Annotated in this window: 23 protein-coding genes and 2 pseudogenes; 16 read left to right on the top strand and 9 right to left on the bottom strand. The window is 66.3% G+C overall.

Going from position 1 to position 23,133, the window contains the following annotated elements; translation table 11 throughout:
- Positions 1-56 precede the first annotated feature (56 nt).
- From M5I08_RS06500 to M5I08_RS06540, 9 genes and pseudogenes are all read left to right on the top strand, one after another.
- Positions 57-1,076: a Ppx/GppA family phosphatase gene (locus M5I08_RS06500; RefSeq protein WP_219065688.1), complete on the top strand. Its 1,020-nt coding sequence runs from the start codon at positions 57-59 to the stop codon at positions 1,074-1,076.
- On the top strand, positions 1,073-1,960 hold the full coding sequence (locus M5I08_RS06505; RefSeq protein ID WP_219065689.1) for an Rv0497 family membrane protein: 888 nt from the start codon (positions 1,073-1,075) through the stop codon (positions 1,958-1,960). Before M5I08_RS06500 ends, M5I08_RS06505 begins: the two co-directional genes overlap by 4 nt.
- A gap of 17 nt (positions 1,961-1,977) precedes the next feature.
- Positions 1,978-2,820 carry a sugar phosphate isomerase/epimerase family protein gene (locus M5I08_RS06510; protein WP_219065690.1) on the top strand — a complete coding sequence of 281 codons (843 nt, stop codon included), beginning with the start codon at positions 1,978-1,980 and terminating at the stop codon, positions 2,818-2,820.
- Positions 2,821-2,872: 52 nt separating this feature from the next.
- Positions 2,873-3,037 (top strand): annotated as a pseudogene (locus M5I08_RS06515) (thioesterase family protein); the annotation flags it as partial.
- A 37-nt stretch (positions 3,038-3,074) separates the two neighbouring features.
- On the top strand, positions 3,075-3,950 hold the full coding sequence (gene proC, locus M5I08_RS06520; protein WP_219065691.1) for a pyrroline-5-carboxylate reductase: 876 nt from the start codon (positions 3,075-3,077) through the stop codon (positions 3,948-3,950).
- A 139-nt stretch (positions 3,951-4,089) separates the two neighbouring features.
- Positions 4,090-4,353, top strand: a complete 264-nt coding sequence (locus M5I08_RS06525) for a helix-turn-helix domain-containing protein (protein WP_219065692.1) — start codon at positions 4,090-4,092, stop codon at positions 4,351-4,353.
- Positions 4,354-4,574: 221 nt separating this feature from the next.
- On the top strand, positions 4,575-4,676 hold the full coding sequence (locus M5I08_RS06530; protein WP_003402602.1) for a 30S ribosomal protein bS22: 102 nt from the start codon (positions 4,575-4,577) through the stop codon (positions 4,674-4,676).
- 135 nt (positions 4,677-4,811) lie between these two features.
- Entirely contained in the window at positions 4,812-5,870 is a 1,059-nt protein-coding gene (locus tag M5I08_RS06535) for an SDR family oxidoreductase (RefSeq protein WP_249763310.1), read from the top strand.
- 19 nt (positions 5,871-5,889) lie between these two features.
- Positions 5,890-6,954: a lysophospholipid acyltransferase family protein gene (locus M5I08_RS06540; RefSeq protein ID WP_219065694.1), complete on the top strand. Its 1,065-nt coding sequence runs from the start codon at positions 5,890-5,892 to the stop codon at positions 6,952-6,954.
- Positions 6,955-6,972: 18 nt separating this feature from the next.
- Here M5I08_RS06540 and M5I08_RS06545 read toward each other — a convergent pair.
- From M5I08_RS06545 to M5I08_RS06565, 5 genes and pseudogenes are all read right to left on the bottom strand, one after another.
- Positions 6,973-7,260, bottom strand: a pseudogene (locus M5I08_RS06545) (class I SAM-dependent methyltransferase); the annotation flags it as partial.
- A gap of 36 nt (positions 7,261-7,296) precedes the next feature.
- Complete coding sequence (locus M5I08_RS06550; RefSeq protein ID WP_219065695.1) at positions 7,297-7,809, bottom strand: FAS1-like dehydratase domain-containing protein; 513 nt, start codon at positions 7,807-7,809, stop codon at positions 7,297-7,299.
- 42 nt (positions 7,810-7,851) lie between these two features.
- Positions 7,852-8,754 carry an HAD family hydrolase gene (locus M5I08_RS06555; protein WP_219065747.1) on the bottom strand — a complete coding sequence of 301 codons (903 nt, stop codon included), beginning with the start codon at positions 8,752-8,754 and terminating at the stop codon, positions 7,852-7,854.
- A gap of 211 nt (positions 8,755-8,965) precedes the next feature.
- Positions 8,966-9,484: a hypothetical protein gene (locus tag M5I08_RS06560; RefSeq protein WP_219065696.1), complete on the bottom strand. Its 519-nt coding sequence runs from the start codon at positions 9,482-9,484 to the stop codon at positions 8,966-8,968.
- A gap of 20 nt (positions 9,485-9,504) precedes the next feature.
- Entirely contained in the window at positions 9,505-10,689 is a 1,185-nt protein-coding gene (locus M5I08_RS06565) for a DUF5631 domain-containing protein (RefSeq protein ID WP_219065697.1), read from the bottom strand.
- Positions 10,690-11,421: 732 nt separating this feature from the next.
- Here M5I08_RS06565 and M5I08_RS06570 point away from each other — a divergent pair.
- Complete coding sequence (locus M5I08_RS06570) at positions 11,422-11,721, top strand: hypothetical protein (protein WP_219065698.1); 300 nt, start codon at positions 11,422-11,424, stop codon at positions 11,719-11,721.
- 1,297 nt (positions 11,722-13,018) lie between these two features.
- Here the strand turns inward: M5I08_RS06570 and M5I08_RS06575 are convergent.
- Genes M5I08_RS06575 through M5I08_RS06590 form a run of 4 tightly spaced genes read right to left on the bottom strand, consistent with a single transcriptional unit; the run spans position 13,019 to position 17,155 of the window.
- On the bottom strand, positions 13,019-13,654 hold the full coding sequence (locus M5I08_RS06575; protein ID WP_219065756.1) for a hypothetical protein: 636 nt from the start codon (positions 13,652-13,654) through the stop codon (positions 13,019-13,021).
- Between the two features lies 1 nt (position 13,655).
- Entirely contained in the window at positions 13,656-16,556 is a 2,901-nt protein-coding gene (locus M5I08_RS06580) for a glycohydrolase toxin TNT-related protein (protein ID WP_219065699.1), read from the bottom strand.
- Positions 16,557-16,560: 4 nt separating this feature from the next.
- Positions 16,561-16,851: a WXG100 family type VII secretion target gene (locus tag M5I08_RS06585; protein ID WP_219065700.1), complete on the bottom strand. Its 291-nt coding sequence runs from the start codon at positions 16,849-16,851 to the stop codon at positions 16,561-16,563.
- Entirely contained in the window at positions 16,844-17,155 is a 312-nt protein-coding gene (locus tag M5I08_RS06590; protein WP_219065701.1) for a WXG100 family type VII secretion target, read from the bottom strand. Before M5I08_RS06590 ends, M5I08_RS06585 begins: the two co-directional genes overlap by 8 nt.
- A 71-nt stretch (positions 17,156-17,226) precedes the next feature.
- On the opposite strand from M5I08_RS06590, the gene M5I08_RS06595 reads away from it, so the two are divergent.
- The 6 genes from M5I08_RS06595 (at position 17,227) to M5I08_RS06620 (ending at position 23,115) form a co-directional block, all read left to right on the top strand.
- Positions 17,227-17,490: a glutaredoxin family protein gene (locus tag M5I08_RS06595; RefSeq protein ID WP_219065702.1), complete on the top strand. Its 264-nt coding sequence runs from the start codon at positions 17,227-17,229 to the stop codon at positions 17,488-17,490.
- Between the two features lie 97 nt (positions 17,491-17,587).
- Positions 17,588-18,943: a glutamyl-tRNA reductase gene (locus tag M5I08_RS06600; protein WP_219065703.1), complete on the top strand. Its 1,356-nt coding sequence runs from the start codon at positions 17,588-17,590 to the stop codon at positions 18,941-18,943.
- Positions 18,944-18,956: 13 nt separating this feature from the next.
- Complete coding sequence (hemC, locus tag M5I08_RS06605) at positions 18,957-19,883, top strand: hydroxymethylbilane synthase (RefSeq protein WP_219065748.1); 927 nt, start codon at positions 18,957-18,959, stop codon at positions 19,881-19,883.
- 34 nt (positions 19,884-19,917) lie between these two features.
- Positions 19,918-21,585, top strand: a complete 1,668-nt coding sequence (locus tag M5I08_RS06610; protein WP_219065704.1) for a bifunctional uroporphyrinogen-III C-methyltransferase/uroporphyrinogen-III synthase — start codon at positions 19,918-19,920, stop codon at positions 21,583-21,585.
- Between the two features lie 103 nt (positions 21,586-21,688).
- Positions 21,689-22,678 (top strand): porphobilinogen synthase, encoded by a 990-nt coding sequence (gene hemB, locus M5I08_RS06615; protein ID WP_219065705.1) that lies wholly within the window; start codon positions 21,689-21,691, stop codon positions 22,676-22,678.
- Entirely contained in the window at positions 22,675-23,115 is a 441-nt protein-coding gene (locus tag M5I08_RS06620; protein WP_219065706.1) for a hypothetical protein, read from the top strand. Before hemB ends, M5I08_RS06620 begins: the two co-directional genes overlap by 4 nt.
- Positions 23,116-23,133: the final 18 nt, after the last annotated feature.

Consider the following 23,133-nt stretch of genomic DNA (forward strand, 5'->3'; position numbering starts at 1 on the left):
GCCTCATCCTCCGACCGCTACGCGATCTGCATCGCCACCGGTCTAAGTTGTGTTTCGTGCGATTAGGAGTGCTCGACGTCGGCAGCAACACGGTCAATCTGCTGGTGGTGGATGCGCGCCGCGGTGGACATCCGACGCCGATGAGCTCAACCAAGGCCACTCTGCGATTGGCCGAGTCGATCGACAACTCCGGCAAAATTACCCGGCGTGGCGCCGACAAGCTGATCGAGACCATCGACGAGTTCGAACAGATCGCGGACAGTTCGGGCTGCGTCGAACTGATGGCGTTCGCCACCTCCGCGGTCCGCGATGCCAAGAACTGCGAGGACGTGCTGGCCCGAGTGCGCAAAGAGACCGGCGTCGAGCTGCAAGTGCTGCGAGGTGTCGACGAGTCGCGGCTGACCTTCCTCGCGGTGCGTCGCTGGTATGGCTGGAGCGCGGGCCGGATCATCAACCTCGACATCGGCGGCGGTTCGCTGGAGTTGTCCAACGGCGTCGACGAGGAACCCGAAGTCGCTATGTCGTTGCCGCTGGGCGCCGGACGGCTAACCCGCGAATGGCTCAGCGACGATCCGCCCGGCCGGCGCCGGGTGGCGATGCTGCGCGACTGGCTGGATTCCGAACTCGCCGAAGCCAGCGCCAAAATGCTGGAGGCCGGTGGCCCCGACCTCGCGGTAGCAACGTCGAAGACCTTCCGTTCACTGGCGCGACTAACCGGTGCGGCGCCCTCGGCCGCCGGGCCGCGCGTCAAGCGCGCACTCACGGCCAACGGCCTCAGACAACTCATATCTTTCATCTCTAGGATGACGACCGCCGACCGTGCTGAACTGGAAGGAGTGAGCGCCGAGCGAGCGCCGCAAATCGTGGCGGGAGCTTTGGTCGCAGAGGCGAGTATGCGAGCGCTGTCGATAGAAACAGTGGACATCTGTCCGTGGGCGCTGCGCGAAGGTCTCATTTTGCGCAAACTCGATAGCGAAGCTGACGGAACCGCCCTCGTCGAGACCTCTGTGCGGGATGCTATGAGCCAGCGAGTTGATCGGAATGCAGTTGACCGATCGAGAGGCAAGACACGATGACCGAATCACACGACAGCGCGGATACCCGACCCATCTCGGTTGCCGAGTTGCTGGCCAAGAACGGCACGATCGGCGCCCCGGTGCCCAACCGCCGTCGGCATCGTCGCGGCAACTCCGATGCAGTCACCGTGGCCGAGCTGACCGGCGAAATCCCGATCATTGACGAGGACATCGAACCCGAACCGCGCTGGCCGCAATCCGCATCGCCTCGTCCCCGTGAGCCACGGCCGCAATCGCGGGAACGACGCCCCGAGCCCGGCCCGTATCCGCTGCCGTCGCGCAACAACGTCCGGGTCGATGCGCAAGACCAGCCGGCGGACCGTTCCGGTGCCGAGGGGATGAACCCGGACCCGCTGGAGGGCTACGCGGGGATGTCGGTAGACGTGATGGACGCCGACGTGCGGGACGTCGAACTTGCCAGCGAAGACTCCGCCTATGTGCGCTCGTACCTGGGTTCGTCCGCGGGTCAGTCGCGCGGCAAGGGCGCGGTTAGCGACGTCGAATCGCCTCCCGACGCCATCTACCGGGACGCCGCCGACATTGTCGACGAGCAGGATTACCCAGACGACCTCGCCGGCGAGTTCCACGATCAGATCGGGGATTCCCAGCCGTGGTCCCGGGTCGAAGCCCTGCGGGTCGGGGGAACGGTTGTGCTGCAGTCGATTCTGGCTGTTGGATTCGGGGCCGGGCTGTTCATCGCGTTCGACCAGCTGTGGCGGTGGAACAACATTGTGGCGCTGGCGCTTTCGGTGCTCGTCATCCTGGGCCTGGTTGTTGGCGTGCGAGTGGTCCGCAAAACCGAGGACATCGGCAGCACGCTGATCGCGGTCGCGGTGGGGGCGCTGGTCACGTTGGGCCCGTTAGCGTTGTTGCAATCCGGCTAGACGCCACCAGAACCCGCGTGCGCCCAGCCATCAAGGTCGGTCTTTCGACGGCCTCGGTCTACCCGATGAGGACCGAGGCCGCTTTCGAATATGCGGTCAAGCTCGGCTACGACGGTGTCGAGCTGATGGTGTGGGGCGAGTCGGTCAGCCAGAACATCGACGCGGTGGCCAAGCTGTCGCGGCGCTATCAGATGCCGGTGTTGTCGGTACACGCGCCGTGTCTGCTGATCTCGCAGCGGGTGTGGGGCGCCAACCCGATTGCCAAGCTGGATCGCAGCGTGCGGGCCGCTGAGAAACTCGGCGCCCAGACCGTCGTCGTGCATCCGCCGTTCCGCTGGCAACGGCGTTACGGCGAGGGATTCAGCGAGCAGGTTGCTCATCTGGAGGCGTCCAGGGATGTGCTGGTGGCCGTGGAGAACATGTTCCCGTTCCGGGCGGACCGGTTCTTCCGGGCCGAGCAGCTCAAGGAACGGATGCGCAGGCGCGGCGGCGGGCCCGGGCCGGGAATCTCGGCGTTCGCGCCGTCCTACGACCCGCTGGACGGCAATCACGCGCACTACACGCTGGACCTGTCGCATACCGCGACGGCGGGCACCGATGCGTTGGACATGGCGCGGCGGATGGGTTCGGGTCTGGTGCACTTGCACTTGTGCGACGGCACCGGGCTGCCCGCCGACGAGCATCTGACGCCGGGCCGCGGTAACCAGCCGGTGGTCGAGGTGTGCGAGATGCTGGCCGGCGGAGATTTCGCCGGCCACGTTGTGTTGGAGGTGTCGACGTCCACAGCGCGTTCCGCCCATGAGCGGGGGGCCATGCTGGCCGAGTCGTTGCAATTCGCCCGCACGCACCTGCTGCGCTGACACGCCATAGGAGCCCGAATGACCGCGTTATTCAGCAGCGCGATGGCGCTACACCGCCTACCTGCGCGCGCTGCCGGCGGACGGCTGGTTGCGGGTGGTGTGCACCTGCATGCAGATCGGGCAGGGCTGGTTCGACGAGGACCATACCGTGGTCGACTGCGAAGGCCGCATCGTGGTGCAGGCCCGCCAGTTGGCGATGGTGCCCACGGCGCGCTAGTCGCCGGCACCCGTCGCGGTCTGCCATGCTGTGCGGCATGGCGAGAATCGCAATCGTCGGCGGGGGCAGCATCGGCGAAGCCCTGCTATCGGGCTTGCTGCGGTCCGGGCGCCAAGTCAAGGACCTGGTGGTGGCCGAGCGGATGCCCGACCGCGCGCGGTATCTCGCCGAGACGTATTCGGTGCTGGTGACATCCGTGCATGATGCGGTGGAAAACGCGACGTTCGTCATCGTCGCGGTGAAACCATCCGATGTCTCTTCGGTGGTCGCGGAGATCACCCAGCTGGCGGCCGAGTCCAGTCACGACGTCCCCGATCGGGTGTTGATCTCCGTCGCGGCCGGGGTGACCACGAGCTACCTGGAATCCAAGCTGCCGGCCGGCACGCCGGTGGTGCGGGTGATGCCGAACGCGCCGGCGCTGGTCGGCGCCGGGGTCAGTGCCATCGCCAAGGGCCGATTCACGACCCACGAGCAGCTCAAGGAGGTCGGTGCGCTGTTGGACTCGGTCGGCACAGTGCTGATGGTTCCCGAGGAACACATGGACGCCGTGACAGCGGTGTCGGGCTCCGGGCCAGCGTATTTCTTCTTGATGGTCGAGGCATTGGTGGACGCCGCCGTCGGCGTCGGATTGGGCCGCTCGGTGTCCACCGAGCTGGTCGCTCACACGATGGCGGGCTCGGCGGCAATGTTGCTGGACAGAATGGAACAGGACCGGGGAGCAGCCGGCGACAGGGGGTCGGACCTGTCCTTGGACACCAGCGCCGCAAGGCTGCGCGCGGTTATTACCTCACCCGGCGGCACTACCTGCGCTGCGCTGCGGGAACTGGAAGGCCGCGGTTTGCGGGCCGCCGTCGACGAGGCGGTGCGGGCCGCAAAAACCCGCTCTGAGCAGCTAAGAATTACATCCGAGTAATTTATAGAATTTTATTTATTTGCCCCCAGCAGTCGCAGTAACCCCACTAGTCCCGCTATTCTCCTCTTGGTATGCACCTGTGTGTTGCCAGCGGAGGGGAAGCCGCTGGGACTGCAGATGCCCGACTGATTGGGTTGCGATGACGTCTATAAACGGGCCATCGGCACGGGATTCGGCTGGCGGCAAATCGGGACGAGATTCTGGTTCCGCAGACGGCCAGCCCCCCCGGACGCAATTCCTGACTGTGGCCGAAGTTGCAGCGCTAATGCGGGTTAGCAAGATGACCGTCTACCGGCTGGTTCACAACGGCGAGCTGCCCGCAGTTCGGGTGGGGCGCTCCTTCCGGGTGCACGCGAAGGCGGTGCACGACATGCTGGAGAGCTCCTACTTCGACGCCGGCTGAGCGGCTGGACCGCGACACTTAAACGTTCGCGAGGACACGCCGGTAGGCGTCGCGGTGGCTTGACTCTGGCGTCCATCGGGTGCTGCGCGGCGCGCGGGACACGACCTAGCGGTGACGCGTGGTGTATTTTTCCGTTCGAGACGCCTTCTTGGGTAGAGTGTGCGGGTTATTGCACATGCCCGGCCACGGCGGACTCGGGCCGCCACACAGATAGCGGAGTTATGGGTTCAGTAATAAAGAAGCGGCGCAAACGGATGTCGAAGAAGAAGCACCGGAAGCTGCTTCGCCGTACCCGGGTGCAGCGCAGAAAACTCGGAAAGTAACTGCCCCAAACGGCTGCCGCAGCTCGCAGGCAAGCCGCGGCGCGCAGCAGTAGCCGCTAGGCTAGCGAGGTGGATTCGCGGGACGGTCAGCCGGGCACCCGGACAACTGGCGCCGGCAGCAACACCAGCGATTCCGTGCATTACCCGAAGGTCGTGCTGGTCACTGGCGCCTGCCGGTTTCTGGGCGGCTACCTGACCGCCAGGCTGGCGCAGAATCCATTGGTCAACCGGATCATCGCCGTGGACGCGGTCGCGCCCAGCAAGGACATGCTCCGCCGGATGGGCCGCGCCGAGTTCGTCCGCGCCGACATCCGCAACCCCTTCGTCGCCAAGGTGATTCGAAATGGCGATGTCGACACGGTGGTGCACGCCGCGGCGGCGTCGTTTGAACCCCGGTCCGGTGGCGGCACGGCGTTGAAGGAAATCAACGTCCTGGGCGCGATGCAGCTGTTCGCGGCGTGCCAGAAAGCGCCGTCGGTGCGTCGAGTGGTGCTCAAGTCAACCTCTGAGGTCTACGGGTCACATCCGCGCGATCCGATGATGTTCACCGAGGACAGCAGCAGCCGTCGTCCGTTTCGGGAGGGCTTCCCCAAAGACAGCCTGGACATCGAAGGTTACGCGCGCGGGCTCGGGCGGCGCCGGCCTGATATCGCGGTGACGATCCTGCGGTTGGCGAACATGATCGGTCCGGCGATGGAAACCACGTTGTCGCGGTATATGGCCGGGCCGCTGTGTCCGACGGTGCTCGGCCGGGACGCACGGCTTCAGCTGCTGCACGAGCAGGACGCGCTGGGTGCTTTGGAGCGGGCCGTGATGGCCGGTAAGGCCGGTACCTTCAACATCGGCGCCAGCGGCATCATCATGCTCTCGCAAGCGATCCGGCGGGCCGGCCGAATCCCGCTTCCGGTGCCCGGATTCGGGCTGTGGGCACTGGGTTCACTACGGCGAGCTAACCGCTACACCGAGATCAACCGTGAGCAACTCGACTACCTCAGCTACGGCCGGGTGATGGACACGACCAGGATGCGACAGGAAGTCCGATACCATCCCAGGTGGTCGACTGCAGAGGCCTTTGACGATTACGTACGCGGCCGAGGTTTAACTCCCGTTATCGATCCGGAGTGGGTACGCTCCATTGAAGGTCGGGCCGTGGCAGCAGCGCAGCGCTTTGGTGGTCGAACCAAAATCAACTAGCGCTGGGGAGGTTAACTTAATGGCGGGCTCGAAGGCCAAAGTCATTCCGCTACATTCGAATACAGGTCGTGCTGCGGCGCAGCGGCGCGCCGGCCAACGTACCCAGACATCTCGTCAACACACCTCATTGCTCACCGAACCGGGCACCCGAGCGTCGGCCGATCAGATCGCCGCCGTCGTCCGCGAAATCGATCAGCACCGGCGCGCGGCCAGCGGCAAATCCGATGCCCCGGAGTTGGGCAACGAGCTCGTGCACAAGGTCAGCGCCGTCGCCGAGTTTCTACGGCAGCGCCTCACCGGCGATTACCGGGTCGACGACTTCGGGTTCGATCCGCATTTCAACGACGCGATCCTGCGGCCGATGCTGAGGTTCTTCTTCAGGTCATGGTTCCGCGTCGAGGTCAGCGGCGTCGAGAACTTGCCCGACTCCGGCGCGGCCCTGGTGGTCGCCAACCACGCCGGCGTGCTGCCGTTCGACGGGCTGATGACCTCGGTGGCTGTTCACGACGAGCACCCGGCCCATCGGGACCTGCGACTGCTGGCCGCCGACATGGTGTTCGACCTGCCGATGATCGGCGAGGCTGCCCGCAAAGCCGGACACACCATGGCGTGCACCGCCGACGCCCATCGGCTGCTGGCCTCCGGAGAGCTGACCGCGGTGTTCCCGGAGGGATACAAGGGCCTGGGTAAGCGGTTCCAGGACCGCTACAAGCTGCAGCGGTTCGGCCGCGGCGGCTTCGTGGCGGCGGCGCTGCACACTAAGGCGCCGATCGTGCCGTGCTCGATCGTCGGCTCCGAGGAGATCTACCCGATGCTGGCCGACGTCCGACTGCTGGCGCGACTGTTCGGCCTGCCGTACTTCCCGATCACCCCGCTGTTCCCGCTGGCGGGTCCGGCCGGGCTGGTGCCGCTGCCGTCGAAATGGCATATCGCCTTCGGCGAGCCGATCCCCACTGCTCATTACGACGGCGGCGACGCCGACGATCCCATGATCACCTTCGAGCTCACCGACCAGGTGCGCGAGACCATCCAGCAGACGCTGTATCAACTACTGGCCGGGCGCCGCAACATTTTCTTCGGCTGAGGTCTAACGGCCGGTGATGCTGAGCGTCAAGCCGATCACGTTCACGTCGTAGCGCTCGACGGTGCGCCGCAGTGCGGTACCCCAGCCACAGCCGATGTCGGGCAGGGTCATGCCAGGCTCGAGGCCGAGTTTGCCCAGCGACAGGTCGATCTTGGCCAGCTGGGCTTCGTCCAGCGTCATGTCGTCGCGCTCGAAGTACGCGCAACTGCAGGTCTGGCTGGAGTCCAGGAACAGCCGGTAGAACTCGTCAGACAGGTCGTAGTGGGACTGGACGTCGTCAAAGTGCGGCATGAGATTGGCGCTCATCGGTCTGCTCGCCCCCTAAAAAGCTCCGGGCTGAGACTAGGCGGAGCCTCGGATCGATGCAATTGCCGCAATTGTCGCTTCCGCGTTTGCGCCGGGGTGGGACGACTCGCCGAGCATGGTGACGATGCTGGTGATCACCGGGTTGGCGTCGTCGTCGGTGACCTCGCTGCGAATCTCGGCGATCACCGTGCCGTGCGATTCGATGACCGAATCCAGATACGTGTCGAAGTACAGCCGGTCGCCGGCCATGATCGGCCGGTGGAACACGAACTTCTGGTCGCGGTGCAACACCCGGGCGAGGTTGATCGGGATGTCGAACTTGGTGAAGACCTCCAGTTGGACACGCCGTCCGGCAACCGCAAGGAAGGTCAGCGACGCCAGAGTGCCGTCGTAACCAGCCTGGGCGGCCGACTCCTCCGAGTAGTGCGACGGGTGCTCGTCCATGACGGCCTGCGCAAACTCGCGGACCTTTTCGCGTCCGACCTCGAAGTAATCCGGGTACCGGTAGTGCGTTCCGATGAGTCCTTGGGCGCCTTCGTGAACTGCCATGCCCTGTTCTCCACTCTGATAGGTGCTCAGCGGCGCAGCTTATCAGCGTGATTGCCGACGAGAGGCCACCGCGGCCAGTGCACCACCCGCTGCACCCAGCGCCAGGGCCGACGGGACGCCGATCCGGGCCGCCTTGCGCCCCGTCCGGAAATCGCGGATCTCCCAGCCGCGCTTGCGAGCCAGATCCCGCAAATGGCTGTCGGGGTTGATAGCGACGGCGGTCCCGACCAGGGAGAGCAGCGGGACGTCGTTGCAGCTGTCGGAGTAGGCGGTGCAGCGCTTGAGGTTGAGCCCCTCGCGGATGGCCAGCGAGCGCACCGCGTGCGCCTTGCCTGCGCCGTGCAGGATCTCGCCCACCAGCCGGCCGGTGAACACGCCGTCGACCGATTCGGCGACGGTGCCCAGCGCACCGGTCAGGCCGAGTCGGCGGGCGATCGTGATCGCGAGCTCATACGGCGTGGCGGTGACCAGCCAGACCTGCTGGCCGGCATCAAGGTGCATCTGGGCCAAATCGCGAGTGCCAGTCCAGATCTTGTCGGCGATGATCTCGTCGTAAATCTCCTCGCCGAGAGCGGTCAGCTCCGCGGTTGAGCGGCCCTCGATGAAGGCCAGCGCCTTGCGCCGCCCCGCGGCGACGTCGTCGCTGCTCTCCCGGCCGGTGAGCTGAAACTTGGCCTGCGCGTAAATGAACCCCAGCACATCGCGGTAGGTGAAGTATTTGCGGGCGGCCAGGCCGCGGCCAAAATGCAATGCGGACGAGCCTTGCACCAGCGTGTTGTCGACGTCGAAGAATGCGGCCGCGGTCAGGTCCACCGGCGGTTGCTCTGCCCCGGGGGTTTCGTCGGCCTGGATGTCGATCAGCGCGCGGTCGGCGCTGGCGTTGGCAGCCAGGCTCTCCAGGTCCAGTTCAGCCGGACTGGATCCTGCGTTGGGACCGGGTTCCACGGTGCCCGAGCCGCCGGGAGCACTCACGGTTCAACAGTATCCGCCGTTGGCGCGTTGGACCGGTCGGCGGAGGCGCTGTAGTCAGGGACGTCGGCGCTTAGCGCCGGCATGCCGCCGAGATCGACGCCAGCGCATTCCCGCCCGCGATTTTTGGCGCTGACGTCGATCTCGGCGCCGTCATCGGCAGATCCGGGGCGCCGACGGCGCGGGCTTAGCGCCGAGGGACGATGGTATCGAGGTTGCGGCTGGCCAGGAAGTCGTGGACGGTTCCTCCGGGGCGGTCGATATCGAAGAGGCGTTGAGTGAGCGCGTTGATCTCATCGACCGCGGTGCCAACACGTTCGAGCACCTCGGTGCGGGCGAGGTGACGCACGTCGTTGTCAAGCGCGGCCGTCAGCTCGACGACGCGCCGATAGCCTTCCTCGGCCATCGAGATCAGGTCGGCGCGATAGCGGTCGTCGAGTTTGCCGCGCAACTGTTCGCTGTTGAGCTGCTCGACGACCTCCGGATCGGCGGTGGCATCCGCGGAGTGCAGGCGGGCGATCTCGGCGGCATAGATCTTCTGGCGCTTCTCCCAGGCGCTCTCGCAGTCCAACGCGGCGGTGCGGACGATCAGATTGACCGCCATCACGTAGCCGGTGGCCGCCTGCTCGGCCGGGGAGTCCCCGCCGGGGACATCCCAGCGCACAAACGCGGCAGGTCGAAGATCGGACGCGGCGGCGGCAATCAAACCCCCCACGTCGATACCGGTCACCGCCGACTGCCATCCGCTGCGGCGGCGGTATTGCACGCCAGAAACCAAGCCAGGTGGTAGTTGGCGACGGCTTTCTCTCCGGCCACCAGCGCCTCGATGGCGGCCAACAGCTGCCAGTTGCCGACTGCGGGCACCTCGATGTCCTCGGGATAACTGTCCAGGACGCGCGCGGCGATCTTGACCAGTTCGCCGTGCAGCAACTCGGCTTCGGATTCGAGCACGCCGGTGCCCCGCGAGGCGGCCTTGGCCAAAGTGTGCGCCAGCATCGGCAGCCCGTCGCGCCAGTGGGTGGCTTGGCTCAGCTGCCAGCCCAGCTCTTCGACCTCGGGTGCGCGACGGGCTCGGGTCGAGGTCGGCACCGGCTCGTCATCGGGATCTGGAAGATAGTGGATCGGGGTGTAGGCGACAGAAAGCTTCACCTCGCCCAACAGCGCCTCAAGGTCACCGCGGCGATGCGCTGGTTCGAGAAGCGTTACGGCAGCAGGTATTTCGATACCGGGCGGGATCCAGCCGCTGGCCACATCGGTCACCAACACCGTGGTGTCATCGGGGCGATCCCCGATAGCCCAGGCCAGCCGCGGTTGCTGGCGGGTCACCGCGGCCAGCAGGCGCTGTAACCGCGTGCGCGCCGTCGCATCTGCGGACAATGCACCGGCCAGGGCGCCGCCAGTGGCAGCCATGGCGCTTTGGCCCCCGACGCCGGGTGGCGACGGCGACGGACTCGGCGGGGCGGGTTGACGCACCATCGCGGTGGGCTGACTGGGACCTGGCCCTCCCGCCGAGGGATGAACCGGCGCCGACGCGGCCGGTGACGGCGGTCCGCTTATCGGCGTTGACGGCGCTGACAGTGCGGTTGGCGGCGCTGCTGCGGCCGGTGGCCGTAGGTCGGAGCCGTAGGTCGGCAACGAGCCCGACGGCGCGGATGGCGCTACGAAGGGGCCGGCGGCGGGCCCGGTCACCATCGGCGCGGCCGGCTCGGAGGGGTACGCCACCGGCGGTGGCGACGGTGCGACAGGCGGGACCGGCGCCTGTTGCGGTGGAGTGGGCGCATCGCCCATCGTGACCGGTATACCCCCTGCGGCAGACGGGAAGGTCGGCGCGGTGGGGGGAGACGGCGGCACCTGCGACGCCATCGCCTGCACCGTGCCCCCGGACAGCAGGCCTGGCGCCCCGGGCGACATCGGCGCGCTTAACGGGCTGCCAGTGGCCGGAACTGCAGCGGCGGGGCTACCCGCCAGCCCAGGCGGAGCCACGTTCGCCATCGACGATGGTGGTGAGAAGGACCCGGGTTGCATTGGAAGTCCTCCGGCGAAGCCGCCTACACCCCCTGGGCTCCCGGCTCCGCCGGAACCCATTCCGCCTAGCGGTGGTGCGGGCGCCGACGGAGCGCCCACCATGCCACTAGTCCCGGGACCTGGCATCGCAATACCGTGTTGGGGCCCGACGGCACCCGTTGGCGCAGCGACTACGCCGCTGGCCCCTGGGCCTGGTGGCGGCCCGGCTGGCGCCTGCCCAGTTGGTGTCAGGCCGGCCGATGCGGGAGCGCCAGGCGTGGGGCCGGTTGGCGCAGCCCCAGCCGACGGATGGAGAGCGGCTACTACGCCACTGGCCCCGGGACCCGGCGTTACGCTGCTCGCCGCTGCGGCAGGTGCCGGGGCACCGGACGCCCCAGATCCGCCGCCTGTCATCGAGCCGGCAGGTCCCGCGGATGTCGACGCAGCAGGCAGAGCGCCAGCTCCGCGGTCCGCCGTCGAACCTGCGGGTCCCCCGGGCGCCATAGCTCCGACACCATTGCCGGCGTCACCGATTTCCGTCGAATCGGGCATATCCCTCGGCACCAGTGTGCCGTCACCTTTCGCGGCGCTACCGTCCGGAAATGGGTCGGATCCAGGTGCGCCCGGCTTCTGGTCAAGTTGGCCTCGGACCTGGTCCTTAATTGCATTAAGGTCGGGCTGCTGCTTTCCCCCGAGCCCAGCATTATGGGCCAACCCGCGAAACGATTGATCGTTGCCCTGCGCGGTCAGGACTTCCTGGCCTGCGTCCATTATGTTGTCGGAACACGCTGCGGCGGCCTGGTTGGCGTCCCGCTGGCATTCGGCGATTTCTTCGGAAATCTCGGCAACTTTAGTCTCAAAGTCTTTTTTGGAATTTATGATCTCGTCGATCTTTCCATTACCTCGATCAGCAATTCCTGTCAGAATGGCGCGAAGTAACACCGCGTTGTTGTGGCCCTGCTGCAAGGCCTTCTCGTAGACTTCGTTCTTCTCGACCACGCTGAACGCTTGGTCCGCTCCTTCGCGAAAAGCTTCGCGAATGGCGCTGGCGGTGGCTCCCTCCTGTTGCGCTAGGGTAATATCGATGGCCTTTTGGAGCATATCGTGAAGACGCGTATAATTTGCTGCGACCGATTTGCGATTAGCAATAGCATTACCGAGGATCATTATCGTTTCTTGGCTGACCCATTGGAGACCGACTAGCAGCGCCGACCATTCACCGGGCGGGTAATCGGGAGTCATTTGCACATCTGTTTGATTGATGCGGTCGCCTCATTGGAGGCATTGCCCGCCGACTTTAGGCCGGAATCGGAATAAGTTAACCCATCTAAGTAGTACATAAGGACTTCCTGGTATAGGTTCGCCTGCCTGCGGACCGTGCTCGCCAACTCAGGCGGCGTTGCGGGTTCCTCGGAGAGTCTTATCAGTAGATAGCGGCTGCCGAAATCTAACGCTTGCCGCGTGCTCGTAGCTATGGTGAGTTGCGCCATCGGGTCACTGTTGTCGCCGCCTCGCGCGTCAGCCAGGTCCAGCGCACGTTCCACATTTCCGAAGGCAGTGCATATGTGGGCCTTCGCATCCGCGGTCTGCTGTTCTGTGTAGATGGGCGCGGACGACGTTGGCGATGCCTTGGTGCCTGGCCTAAGCCAGCACCCGATCGCAAGCCCGATCGCCGCTAGGGCGATCGCTAGCGAAGCGAGCACCGGCCACCGCGGCGAGCGGGGCACCGCTCTCCGCGGCCAAGGCGGCTGGGCAGGCGTCGGCGCAGACGGATTCGGAGGCACACTCGACACAGTGTTGGATGCTACCGCTGAACCCGAGTTGCGGTAGTCACCTTCTCTTGAGGGACCAAGGTCATTCGTGAGTACATGTCGCGGTTCGCGGCAAAATTGCAGCGAACTTCAGCTGGCAGTTTCGATTGCATCTTGTATCGGTTTGTTATTTGCGCCGCTGCCTAAATGGATGGTATCGGCGGTTAGGCCGGGGAAACGTCGATTATTGTGCTGCTCGCTCCGCCCCGGGTTACGGGCGCATGCGAAAGGGGATATTGAAGCTGGGTTGGCAGCGCCTCGCTACCGCTGCCGTCGTTAGCATCTTCATGATTGCTTACCTTTAACAAATGTCGAATAAATTCGTCCACACAGTCGGCGATTAATTTGAGCCAAGCCGAATTCAAGAAGACAGCCGGCCATGCCTCAGATGCGGCCGTGCTGTACCGGAAAAAAAGTCCAGCCTCCTAGAAATCAGTTATGAGATTTAAGTCAAACCAGTCTTCGGAGATCCCTTCGCGCAAGTTAGCGTCAAGCTCGTCGTAGGTTTGAACAATAGCGTGCGAAAAGGGTACAGCATCATTCTCTCCCAACCACCCGCGATCAACGAGCTCGTGATCCACAGTCATACTCACGCGCCCTGGATAGTTCACGGGATCGGGCTGACTTAAAAATACTCGGGCATCAAGGCCTTGTTTGTACCAACGCGATCTTGGTGAATCAGAATAACTGCCGGGACGAGCCCGTTGGCTGAGGATAAAAAGTATGCATTTTTCAGCATCCTCGAGGTTTCTAAACATCCAGTATCGGCCTCGCGAACCCCGCTCTTGCTCATCAATATAGTAGACACCGTCCTCACAAACGATGTAGCAAAAAGCATCTCCGTTCTCAAAAAAGGCTAATTCGGACTCGCTAACCATTTCCGGAGGGCGCGCCCCCCAGAAGACCTGCTCCGCCGTTTCCCATGGCTCTGGCGTACGTTTTTCTTGGCCTGGGTATCTTCCGCGTTTTCGTAGGTCCACTTCCTGCCAAAAATACCATGCCTTCACAATCCGGTGCATGCTTGGGTGGAATTTGCGCAAGTCAATATGGTAATCGGTCATGCTATCCTACCCCGTAATATTGGTCGCACATATCCTCTAAAAAGCCTCTATCGATAAGATCTTGTACACGCGCCTTCGAGCCGCGCGGTGCAATTAACCGATATTGGGGTCCGCCGCCCGGGTGGCCGAACCATGGTGCGGCGAGAGATTCGTCGATCTTCCAACCGGGTGGAAGACCGCTTTCCGCGTGAACAATATATTGGTGCATTTCTTTACCTAAACTATCGTGCGGAAGAGCACGGGCCTCGTAAGGAGTCCCTTCAGGTGCCAGCCATGCGCCACCCGGATGCCCAATCCTGTCTACTGTGCTGCCGTCGAGCCGCGCAATCTCGGCTTCCGTCAAGTTGTGGGCAGTTCCAGGCATGGCGTAAGGCTTAGCCGGGTCGTCGGCATCCGGATATATCAGTTGACCTTTGTCGTCAACAAAGTGTTCGTGATACTGCTCTCTCGTGAGGTCGCCGAACGGTTTGGCATCTGGAAAGATTTCGCTCGCTGTCGGTGGGTGGTGATCGCCACCGCTGCCAGCACCACCGTCGCCGCCGTGACCATCACCGCCACCGACGTCACTTTGTCCATGCCCTCTGTGGCCGCCACCCCCGTGGCCGTCGCCGTGGCGACTGCCGCCATGGCCGTCGACGGCGCCGCCACTACCGCCGTGTGGCCGTACTGGTGGTGCTTCGGCGGGGGGCCCGCTGTGCGGCCCGGGGTTGTGGGTCAACGGTGGTTCGTGTGGCTGCCCTGACGATGGCAAAGAGTCCGGACGCCCAGGCGCCACTCCAGCTCGGGGCTGCGCTGCGTCAGCGGCCTTGGACGCGAGTTCACCCGAATCTTGACCGGCTGACACTGCTGCGTGTGTCGAAAGAGCGGAGGCCGGGAAGGCTTCCCCAACGATCGGTAGGTGGGCCGAACCTGAGCCCGCAGCCACGAGTTGGGGTACGTCGTCTGCCGGTATATGGACATCGCCAGAGGGAACCGATGCCGCGGGTTGCGGCGCCTCAGTCGCTGGCAGATCGCTGTCTGGTGGCGGAGTCGACGGAGCTGGTTGGTGGGGCACTTCTGCCGGCGGAGCGTCTCCAACTGGTGAAGTTGCCGCCGCTTGCGGGTGCGGCTCTGCTGCGGGCGGCGGCCCCTCGCCTGATGGAGTCGCCGCTGCAGGTGGCGTTGCCTCGGCCGCTGGCGGGGGAGCTTCGGCCGGCGGCGGAGTTGCTGGAGGTGGTGGGGACTCGGCCAGCGGTGGGATGTCGTCGCCGGATGGATGCGGTGGGCCACCGCCTGGCGGTGGCGGTGAGCCGTGGCCTGGAGGCGCTGGCTCGACCGGGGGCCTGGGGCTCTCACCCGGCCCGGGACTGTCGGTGACCAGCGGCTTGGCCTCGGTTGGGCTGTGCGGCGGCGTGTTATGGGGCGCTGATGCGGGTTTGGCCTCGGCTGGGCCGTGCGGCGTTGAGCCGTAGGGCGTCAGGTCGTGCGGCGGTGCCGGCGGTTCGTGAGGCGGTGCAGGGTGCGGCTCTGGCAGGTGAGCGCCGGGTTTCGGTGCGTCCTCGAGCGCTCGCGGAATCGCGGCTTCCTTGGGGGCTGCCTTGGCCGCGGCTGCCGCCCCGTCAACGGCAGTGCGAGCACCCTTGCCCGCCGCCGCGGCTTCGCCGCCACCAGGAACAAACAGCGTCGCAAGGTCGAATGTGCTCTTGCCGGCGGCCTCGGCAGGGTTGGTCGTCCATTCGTCCCAGTGGACGGCGTTTTTACCCAGGTCTTTCCACGCCTGCGCGACCCCGGGCGCGTGCTCGCCACCGAGACCGACCAGCGGGGCCATCCCGTCGATCATCTGTGACCAGGACTGGTACCAGCCTTGCGGCTCGACGTAAGCCCGAACCAGCCCGTAGTCCCAGCCGTCTTTGACCAGACCGCCGGCCTCCTCGCCCAGCCCTTTACCGAACTGGCCCACTTGGTTGAGCGCCCGGCCGACGTCGGTGTGGTGCAGGAACTGATCCCATTCCTTTTCGGCGTAGCGGCCCATGGTGGTCAGAATCGTCTCCGCTTCGGTGAGCGTGGTGGCGACTTGGTGGCGCAGCGCATCGACTTCGGCGGTGAAGTTGTTGACGATCGTGCGAATGTCGTTGGCGATCTTTTTGATCTCGTCTTCGTCCTGGGCGGTCAAAAACTCCCAAACTTCTTTCAAGCCCGTCATCGGGTCGCAGATGCGCGACAACAGATCCCTGATCGCCGCGTGGACGTTGTCGATCTTTGCCGCATACGCGGTGAGCTGGCTCGCAATTAGCGTGCACTGCTGCAAGATTGCGGCCGCGCTGCGATGAGCGTCACCGAACGCCGCCGCCACCATCGGTCCTTCGGGCATCTGCTGGGCGCCAATGGCGCCCATCGGCCCGACGGCACTGGCTATTTCGCCGACTTCGAAGTTTGCGCCGGCGCTGATCCAAGCCGCCGCGGCGACCCGCAGCTCGGCCGAATCCCCGTTCGGCCAGATCATTCCGATGAAGGGAGCCACCCAGCCCCAGCCTGCCGGGGCGCCGACACCGCTGCCAACCGCCGAGGGCGCCGAGCCCGCCGGCACCGGGGCGGTCCGATGCGGGACGGGAAGAGCCTCGCCGTGCCCGGAGATATTCGACGACGTGTCGGCCACCGAATAGTTGTGCGCCGACATCCGCACGCCATAGCCCAGCCCGCACAACCCATTGCGGGTGGTCGCCATCGCCTCGAACAGCCTGGACGCCGAACTGTTATAGGTTCGTCCGAACGCCGCACCGGCGGGATCATCACCGGCCATCCCGTCGCATCCGGACAGCGCGGAGGTCAATGTCGAGACGACCGAACCCAAATTCTCGCCGGTCGTAACCACAGCGGTGCCCGCGCCATCCAGTGCCGCCGGATCAACGGCAAGCGGCGCCATCAGCTCACGACCACATGGCCGTATTCGTCGCTACCGCGCCCGTGTAGTTGTGATGTGCCGTGGCCCCAGCAGTCTTCAACTGCCCCAACGCTTCCCGCATCATCGCTTCACCACGCGACCAATGCTGGTGCGCCTCGGCATGAGCTGCGGCCGCCTGCCCCGACCACGTCCCGTGCAGGTGCGTCACCAACGTGTCGATTTCAGCGACCAGGCTCTCGGCGTGGCGCACAAACTCACCCATCCGCTCCAGCGCATCGGCCAGCGCGTCGGGATCTACGCTAAATGCATCACTCAATCTTGACAGCCGACATCACGTGGGCCGACGCCGAATCCATACCCTGGAAGTCAACGCCGGCGATACCGACCGCCTCCGCCAACTTCGACAGTCCCAGCTGCACCTCGCCGGCCCCGCGATGCCACAGATCCCACGCCTGGCCGAAGGCGCCGCCCGCACCACCCTGCCACCCTGCCAGCATGTCGCGGACCTGACCATCAAGCTCAGAAAGCCTGGTATGCAAGTCCTTTGCCGCACCCGATAACGCCTGCGAAACCCCGCCCATCACCTCAGGGCTAACCCGCAACGGCTCCCGCTCAGCCATGGCAGCAAACCTAATGGCCAAGGGCACACCGCACAATTCACCGGCACGAGACCAACTGCCACACTGGAGCTATGAGCCGCGCGCATGTCCAGCTGTTGACCCGTGCCGGCTGCCTGATCTGCGATCGGGCGCACGGGCAGCTGGAGAAGCTGGCCGCCGAACTCGACTTCGAGCTGTCGACCGCCGACGTCGACGCCGCCGCCGCGGCCGGCAACACCGGGCTGCGCGCCGAGTTCGGCGACCGGCTGCCGGTGGTGCTGCTCGACGGCCGCGAACACAGTTACTGGGATGTCGACGAGCCCCGGCTGCGCAAAGACTTAGAGGGGCGCAGGTGACGACCGCGCAAATTTGGTGGCCCAACTGTAAAACGTCTACCGTGGAGCTCAGTTCGATCACTGGTGATAGCAAGGGAGCAGGCCAGGTGATGCAGCCGTGAGCGTCCTGCTCTTCGGGGTGTCGCACCGCAGCGCGCCGGTCTCCGTTCTGGAACAGCTGAGCACCGACGAATCCGACCAAATCAAGATCATCGACGCGATGATGCAGTCGCCGCTGGTCACCGAGGCCATGGTGCTGTCCACCTGCAACCGGGTCGAGGTCTACGCCGTCGTCGACGCCTTCCACGGCGGTCTGGCGGTCATCGGTCAGGTGCTTTCCGAGCATTGCGGGATGTCGCTGGGCGAGCTCACCAGGTACGCCTACGTCCGCTACAGCGAGGCCGCCGTCGAGCATTTGTTCGCGGTGACCAGCGGCCTGGATTCCGCTGTGGTCGGCGAGCAGCAGGTGCTCGGTCAGGTGCGCCGCGCCTACGCCGCCGCCGAGGCCAACCGTACGGTCGGCCGGGTGCTGCACGAGCTTGCCCAGCGCGCGCTGGCGGTCGGCAAACGCGTGCATACCGACACCGCGATCGACGCCGCAGGTGCGTCGGTGGTCTCGGTCGCGCTGGGTATGGCCGATAAGAAACTGGGTCAAGCTGGGCTGAAAGGCAAGACCGCGGTGGTCGTGGGCGCGGGGGCAATGGGCGCCCTGTCGACGGCTCACCTGGCCCGCGCCGGCGTCCGGGACATCCACGTCGTCAACCGGTCAATGCCCCGCGCGCAGCGGCTGGCCCGCAAGATCCGCGAATCGGGCGTGGGGGCCGAAGCGCTGAGCTTCGATCGCCTGGCGTCCGCGCTGGCCGACGCCGACGTGGTGGTGAGCTGCACCGGGGCCGTGCGCCCGGTGGTGTCACTGGCCGACGTGCACCACGGGCTGGCCGCCGCCCACCGCGACGAATCGGACCAGCCGCTGGTGATCTGCGACCTGGGCATGCCGCGCGACGTCGACCCGGCGGTGGCCGGGCTGCCGGGCGTTTGGGTCGTGGACATGGATCGTGTGCAACGGGAACCGTCGGCTCGGGCCGCGGCCGCTGACGCCGAGGCCGCCCGCCGCATTGTCGCCACCGAAGTCGCCACCTACCTCGCGGGGCAGCGGATGGCCGAGGTCACCCCGACGGTGACTGCGCTGCGACAGCGCGCCGCCGACGTCGTCGAGGCCGAGTTGCTGCGGCTGCACAACCGGTTGCCGGACCTCGACGCCGCCCACCGCGACGAGGTGGCCCGGACCGTGCGGCGGGTGGTGGACAAGCTGCTGCACGCGCCCACCGTCCGGATCAAGCAGTTGGCCAGCGCACCGGGCGGCGACAGCTACGCCGAGGCGCTGCGCGAGCTGTTCGAACTGGACCAGACCGCCGTCGACGCCGTCGCTACAGCGGGTGAATTGCCCGTTATACCAAGCGAATCCGCTGAGTAGCCGCTTGTCCGACGTGATCCGGATAGGTACCCGGGGCAGCCTGCTGGCCACCGCTCAAGCCGGTGGCATCCGCGACACATTGCTCGCCAATGGTTGTGCCGCCGAGCTGGTGACGATCAGCACCGAAGGCGACCGCTCGGCGGATCCGGTCGCCAGCATCGGCGTCGGGGTCTTCACCGCCGCGCTGCGGGAGGCCGTCCACGACGGCCGTGTCGATGTGGCGGTGCATTCGCACAAGGACTTGCCGACCGCCGACGATCCGCGGTTCGTGATCGCCGCGATACCGCCGCGAGAGGATCCCCGCGACGCTGTCGTGGCCCGTGCCGGGTTGGTGCTGGCACAGCTGCCGAGCGGCTCGACGGTCGGCACATCGTCGCCCCGGCGGGCGGCACAGCTTAGAGCACTGGGTCTCGGTTTGGAAATCCGCCCCCTAAGAGGCAACCTAGATACCAGGTTGAACAGGGTAAGCAGCGGTGATCTGGACGCAATTGTGGTAGCCCGGGCGGGTTTGGCCCGACTAGGGCGCCTCGATGACGTCACCGAGACGTTGGAGCCGGTACAGGTGTTGCCGGCGCCGGCTCAAGGCGCGCTCGCTGTGGAGTGCCGCTCCGGGGACACCCGGCTGGCGGCACTGCTGGCGGAGCTCGACGACGCCGACACCCGCGCGGCCGTCACCGCCGAGCGTGCCCTGCTCGCCGAACTGGAGGCGGGTTGCTCCGCGCCAGTGGGGGCGATCGCGGAGGTGGTCGAGTCCATTGACGAGGACGGCCGCGTCTTCGAGGAGCTGTCGCTGCGCAGCTGCGTGGCGGCGCTGGACGGATCCGACGTGATCCGTGCGTCCGGAATCGGCAGTCCGGATCGGGCACGAGAGCTCGGGCTCTCGGTGGCCGCCGAGCTGTTCGCGCTGGGCGCACGGGAACTCATGTCGACTGCGCGGTGAGACACCCGCACGACGAAGTGACTGGGAGACACAGATGACGACGCGAGGGCGCAAGCCGCGGCCCGGCCGCATCACGTTCGTGGGCTCGGGTCCGGGGGACCCGGCTCTGCTGACCACGCGGGCCGCTACGGTGCTGGCGAATGCCTCCCTGGTGTTCATCGACCCCGACGTGCCCGAGCCGGCGTTGGCGCTGATCGGCAAGGACCTGCCGCCGGTGTCCGGGCCGGCGGAGCTGAGCGCACAGCCGGACGGCGGAGCCGCCGATGCGGCTGGTACCGACGAACAGCCCGCCGCCGTGGTGTGGGTCGGACCCGACATCCGCCCCGCTCTCGGTGATCCGGCCGAAGTGGCCAAAACGTTGGTCGCAGAGGCCCGTAACGGGACCGACGTGGTGCGGCTCGTCGCCGGTGATCCGCTGTCGGTGGACTCGGTGATCGCCGAGGTGAACGCCGTCGCTCGCACGCACTTGCACTTCGAGGTCGTGCCCGCGCTGGCCGCCACCTCCGCGGTGCCGACCTACGCGGGGTTGCCGCTGGGCTCGTCGCACACCGTTGCCGACGTGCGCGACCCACATGTGGATTGGGCCGCTTTGGCGGCGGCGCCGGGCCCGCTGATTTTGCAGGCCACGTCATCGCGCGTGGCCGACGCGGCGCGCACGCTCATCGAGTACGGGCTTGCCGACACCACCCCCTGCGTGGTGACGTCCTCGGGCACCACCTGCGCGCAGCGCTCGGTGGAGTCCACGCTGGGCGGGTTGACCGATTCGGCCCTCCAGATGGGCTCTGTAGGCACCGACCCCGCCGCACCGGCGCCGGTGGTGGTGACGATCGGCAAGACGGTGCACAACCGGGCCAAGCTGAACTGGTGGGAGAGCCGGGCACTCTACGGCTGGACCGTGCTGGTGCCGCGGACCAAGGATCAGGCCGGCGAGATGAGCGAGCGGCTGACCGCGCATGGCGCATTGCCGATCGAGGTGCCGACCATCGCCGTCGAGCCGCCGCGCAGCCCCGCCCAGATGGAGCGCGCGGTCAAGGGCCTGGTCGATGGCCGCTACCAGTGGGTCGTGTTCACCTCCACCAACGCCGTACGCGCAGTGTGGGAGAAGTTCGGCGAATTCGGACTTGACGCGCGCGCGTTCTCCGGTGTGAAGATCGCCTGCGTTGGCGAATCGACGGCTGACCGGGTGCGCGCGTTCGGGATCAGCCCAGAGCTGGTGCCTTGCGGCGAGCAGTCGTCGCTGGGCCTGCTGGACGAATTCCCGCCGTATGACAGCATTTTCGACCCGGTGAACCGGGTCCTGCTGCCGCGCGCCGACATCGCCACCGAGACGCTGGCCGAGGGCCTGCGCGAACGTGGCTGGGAGATCGAGGATGTCACCGCCTACCGGACGGTGCGCGCGGCCCCGCCGCCGGCGGCCACCCGGGAAATGATCAAGGCCGGTGATTTTGACGCGGTGTGCTTCACGTCCAGCTCGACCGTGCGCAACCTGGTCGGCATCGCCGGCAAGCCGCATGCACGCACCATCGTCGCGTGCATCGGTCCCAAAACCGCCGAGACCGCCGCCGAATTCGGCTTGCGCGTCGACGTGCAACCCGAGACCGCCGCGGTGGGCCCGCTGATCGAAGCGCTGGCTGAGCACGCCGCCCGGCTGCGCGCCGAGGGCGCATTGCCGCCGCCGCGTAAGAAGAGCCGCAGGCGCTAGTGGCCGGCAGACAGCCGAGCGTGCGTGTTTGTGCGACGACACGCCGTCGAAGCTGGCATTCTGCGCACGCTCGCGGCTACATCGGCGCGCCGGGGATCGCGACTTGAGCGGTAGCGGGTATCCTCGGCAGCGCCCGCGGCGGCTACGCTCCACGCCGGCGATGCGCCGGTTGGTGGCGCAAACATCGTTGGAGCCAAGGCATTTGGTGCTGCCGATGTTCGTCGCCCACGGCATCGACGAGCCGCGGCCGATCACTTCGATGCCCGGCGTGGTGCAGCACACCCGCGGATCGTTGCGTGCCGCCGCCGCAGCGGCGGTGGCCGCCGGGGTCGGCGGGCTGATGCTCTTCGGCGTGCCCCGCGACGAGGACAAGGACGCCGCGGGGTCGGCGGGCTGCAATCCCGACGGCATCCTCAACGTCGCGCTGCGCGACCTGGCCAACGACCTCGGCGATGCCACCGTGCTGATGGCCGACACCTGTCTGGACGAATTCACCGACCACGGGCACTGCGGTGTGCTGGATGAGCGCGGCCGGGTGGACAACGACGCGACCCTGGAACGATACGTGAAATTGGCTGTTGCACAGGCGGATTCGGGTGCGCACGTGGTCGGTCCCAGCGGGATGATGGACGGTCAGGTCGCGGCGATCCGTGATGGCTTGGACGCCGCAGGCCACGCCGACGCGGTGATCCTGGCCTACGCCGCCAAGTTCGCCTCGGCGTTTTACGGCCCGTTCCGTGAAGCCGTGAGCTCGAGCCTGTCCGGTGATCGACGGACCTACCAGCAGGAGCCGGGCAATGCCCAGGAAGCGCTGCGCGAGGTGCAGTTGGACCTCGACGAGGGCGCCGACATCATCATGGTCAAACCCGCGACGGCGTACCTCGATGTAGTAGCAGCCGCCGCCGAAGTTTCGCCGGTGCCGGTCGCCGCCTACCAGGTGTCAGGGGAGTACGCGATGATCCGCGCAGCGGCCGCCAACGGCTGGATCGACGAGCGCGCCGCCGCACTGGAGTCCCTGACCGGTATCCGGCGGGCCGGCGCGGACATCGTGCTGACGTATTGGGCCGCCGAGGCGGCGGCCTGGCTGTCGTGACGGGCCCCGTCCCGGCACCGCCGCCCGAGCGGCCGCAGCCATGCACCCGGCCCGTCGACGTCGACACCGGCTTTTGGCTGTGGCTGGTCGCGACGCCGCTGATGGTGATCGGCTATGTCGCCGACATGGTCGGGTCATCGGCCGGTCGCGGATCAGGGCTTCTCTATCTCGCATCGGGGCTTTTCACCGTCGTGTTGGGTGCGATCGTGGTGACTTTTCTGATCCTGATGCGGGCCGGTTACCGCTGGGCTCGCACGGTGTTGAGCGGCGGCGGCATCGCGACCGTCGTCTACGTCGGAACCAGGCTGTTCACCGTGACCTGGCCACCGATGTTCGCGGTGATCTGCGGCGTCGCCGGCATCGTCGGCTCGGTGCTGATCGCCGGCGGGATGTTCCTGCTGCACCGCAGCGACGCCCACGAGTACTTCACCAGATGAGCGGCCGCGAGGGCCCCA

The sequence above is a fragment of the Candidatus Mycobacterium methanotrophicum genome, from assembly GCF_023515995.1.
GTDB classification, from domain to species: Bacteria; Actinomycetota; Actinomycetes; order Mycobacteriales; family Mycobacteriaceae; genus Mycobacterium; species Mycobacterium methanotrophicum.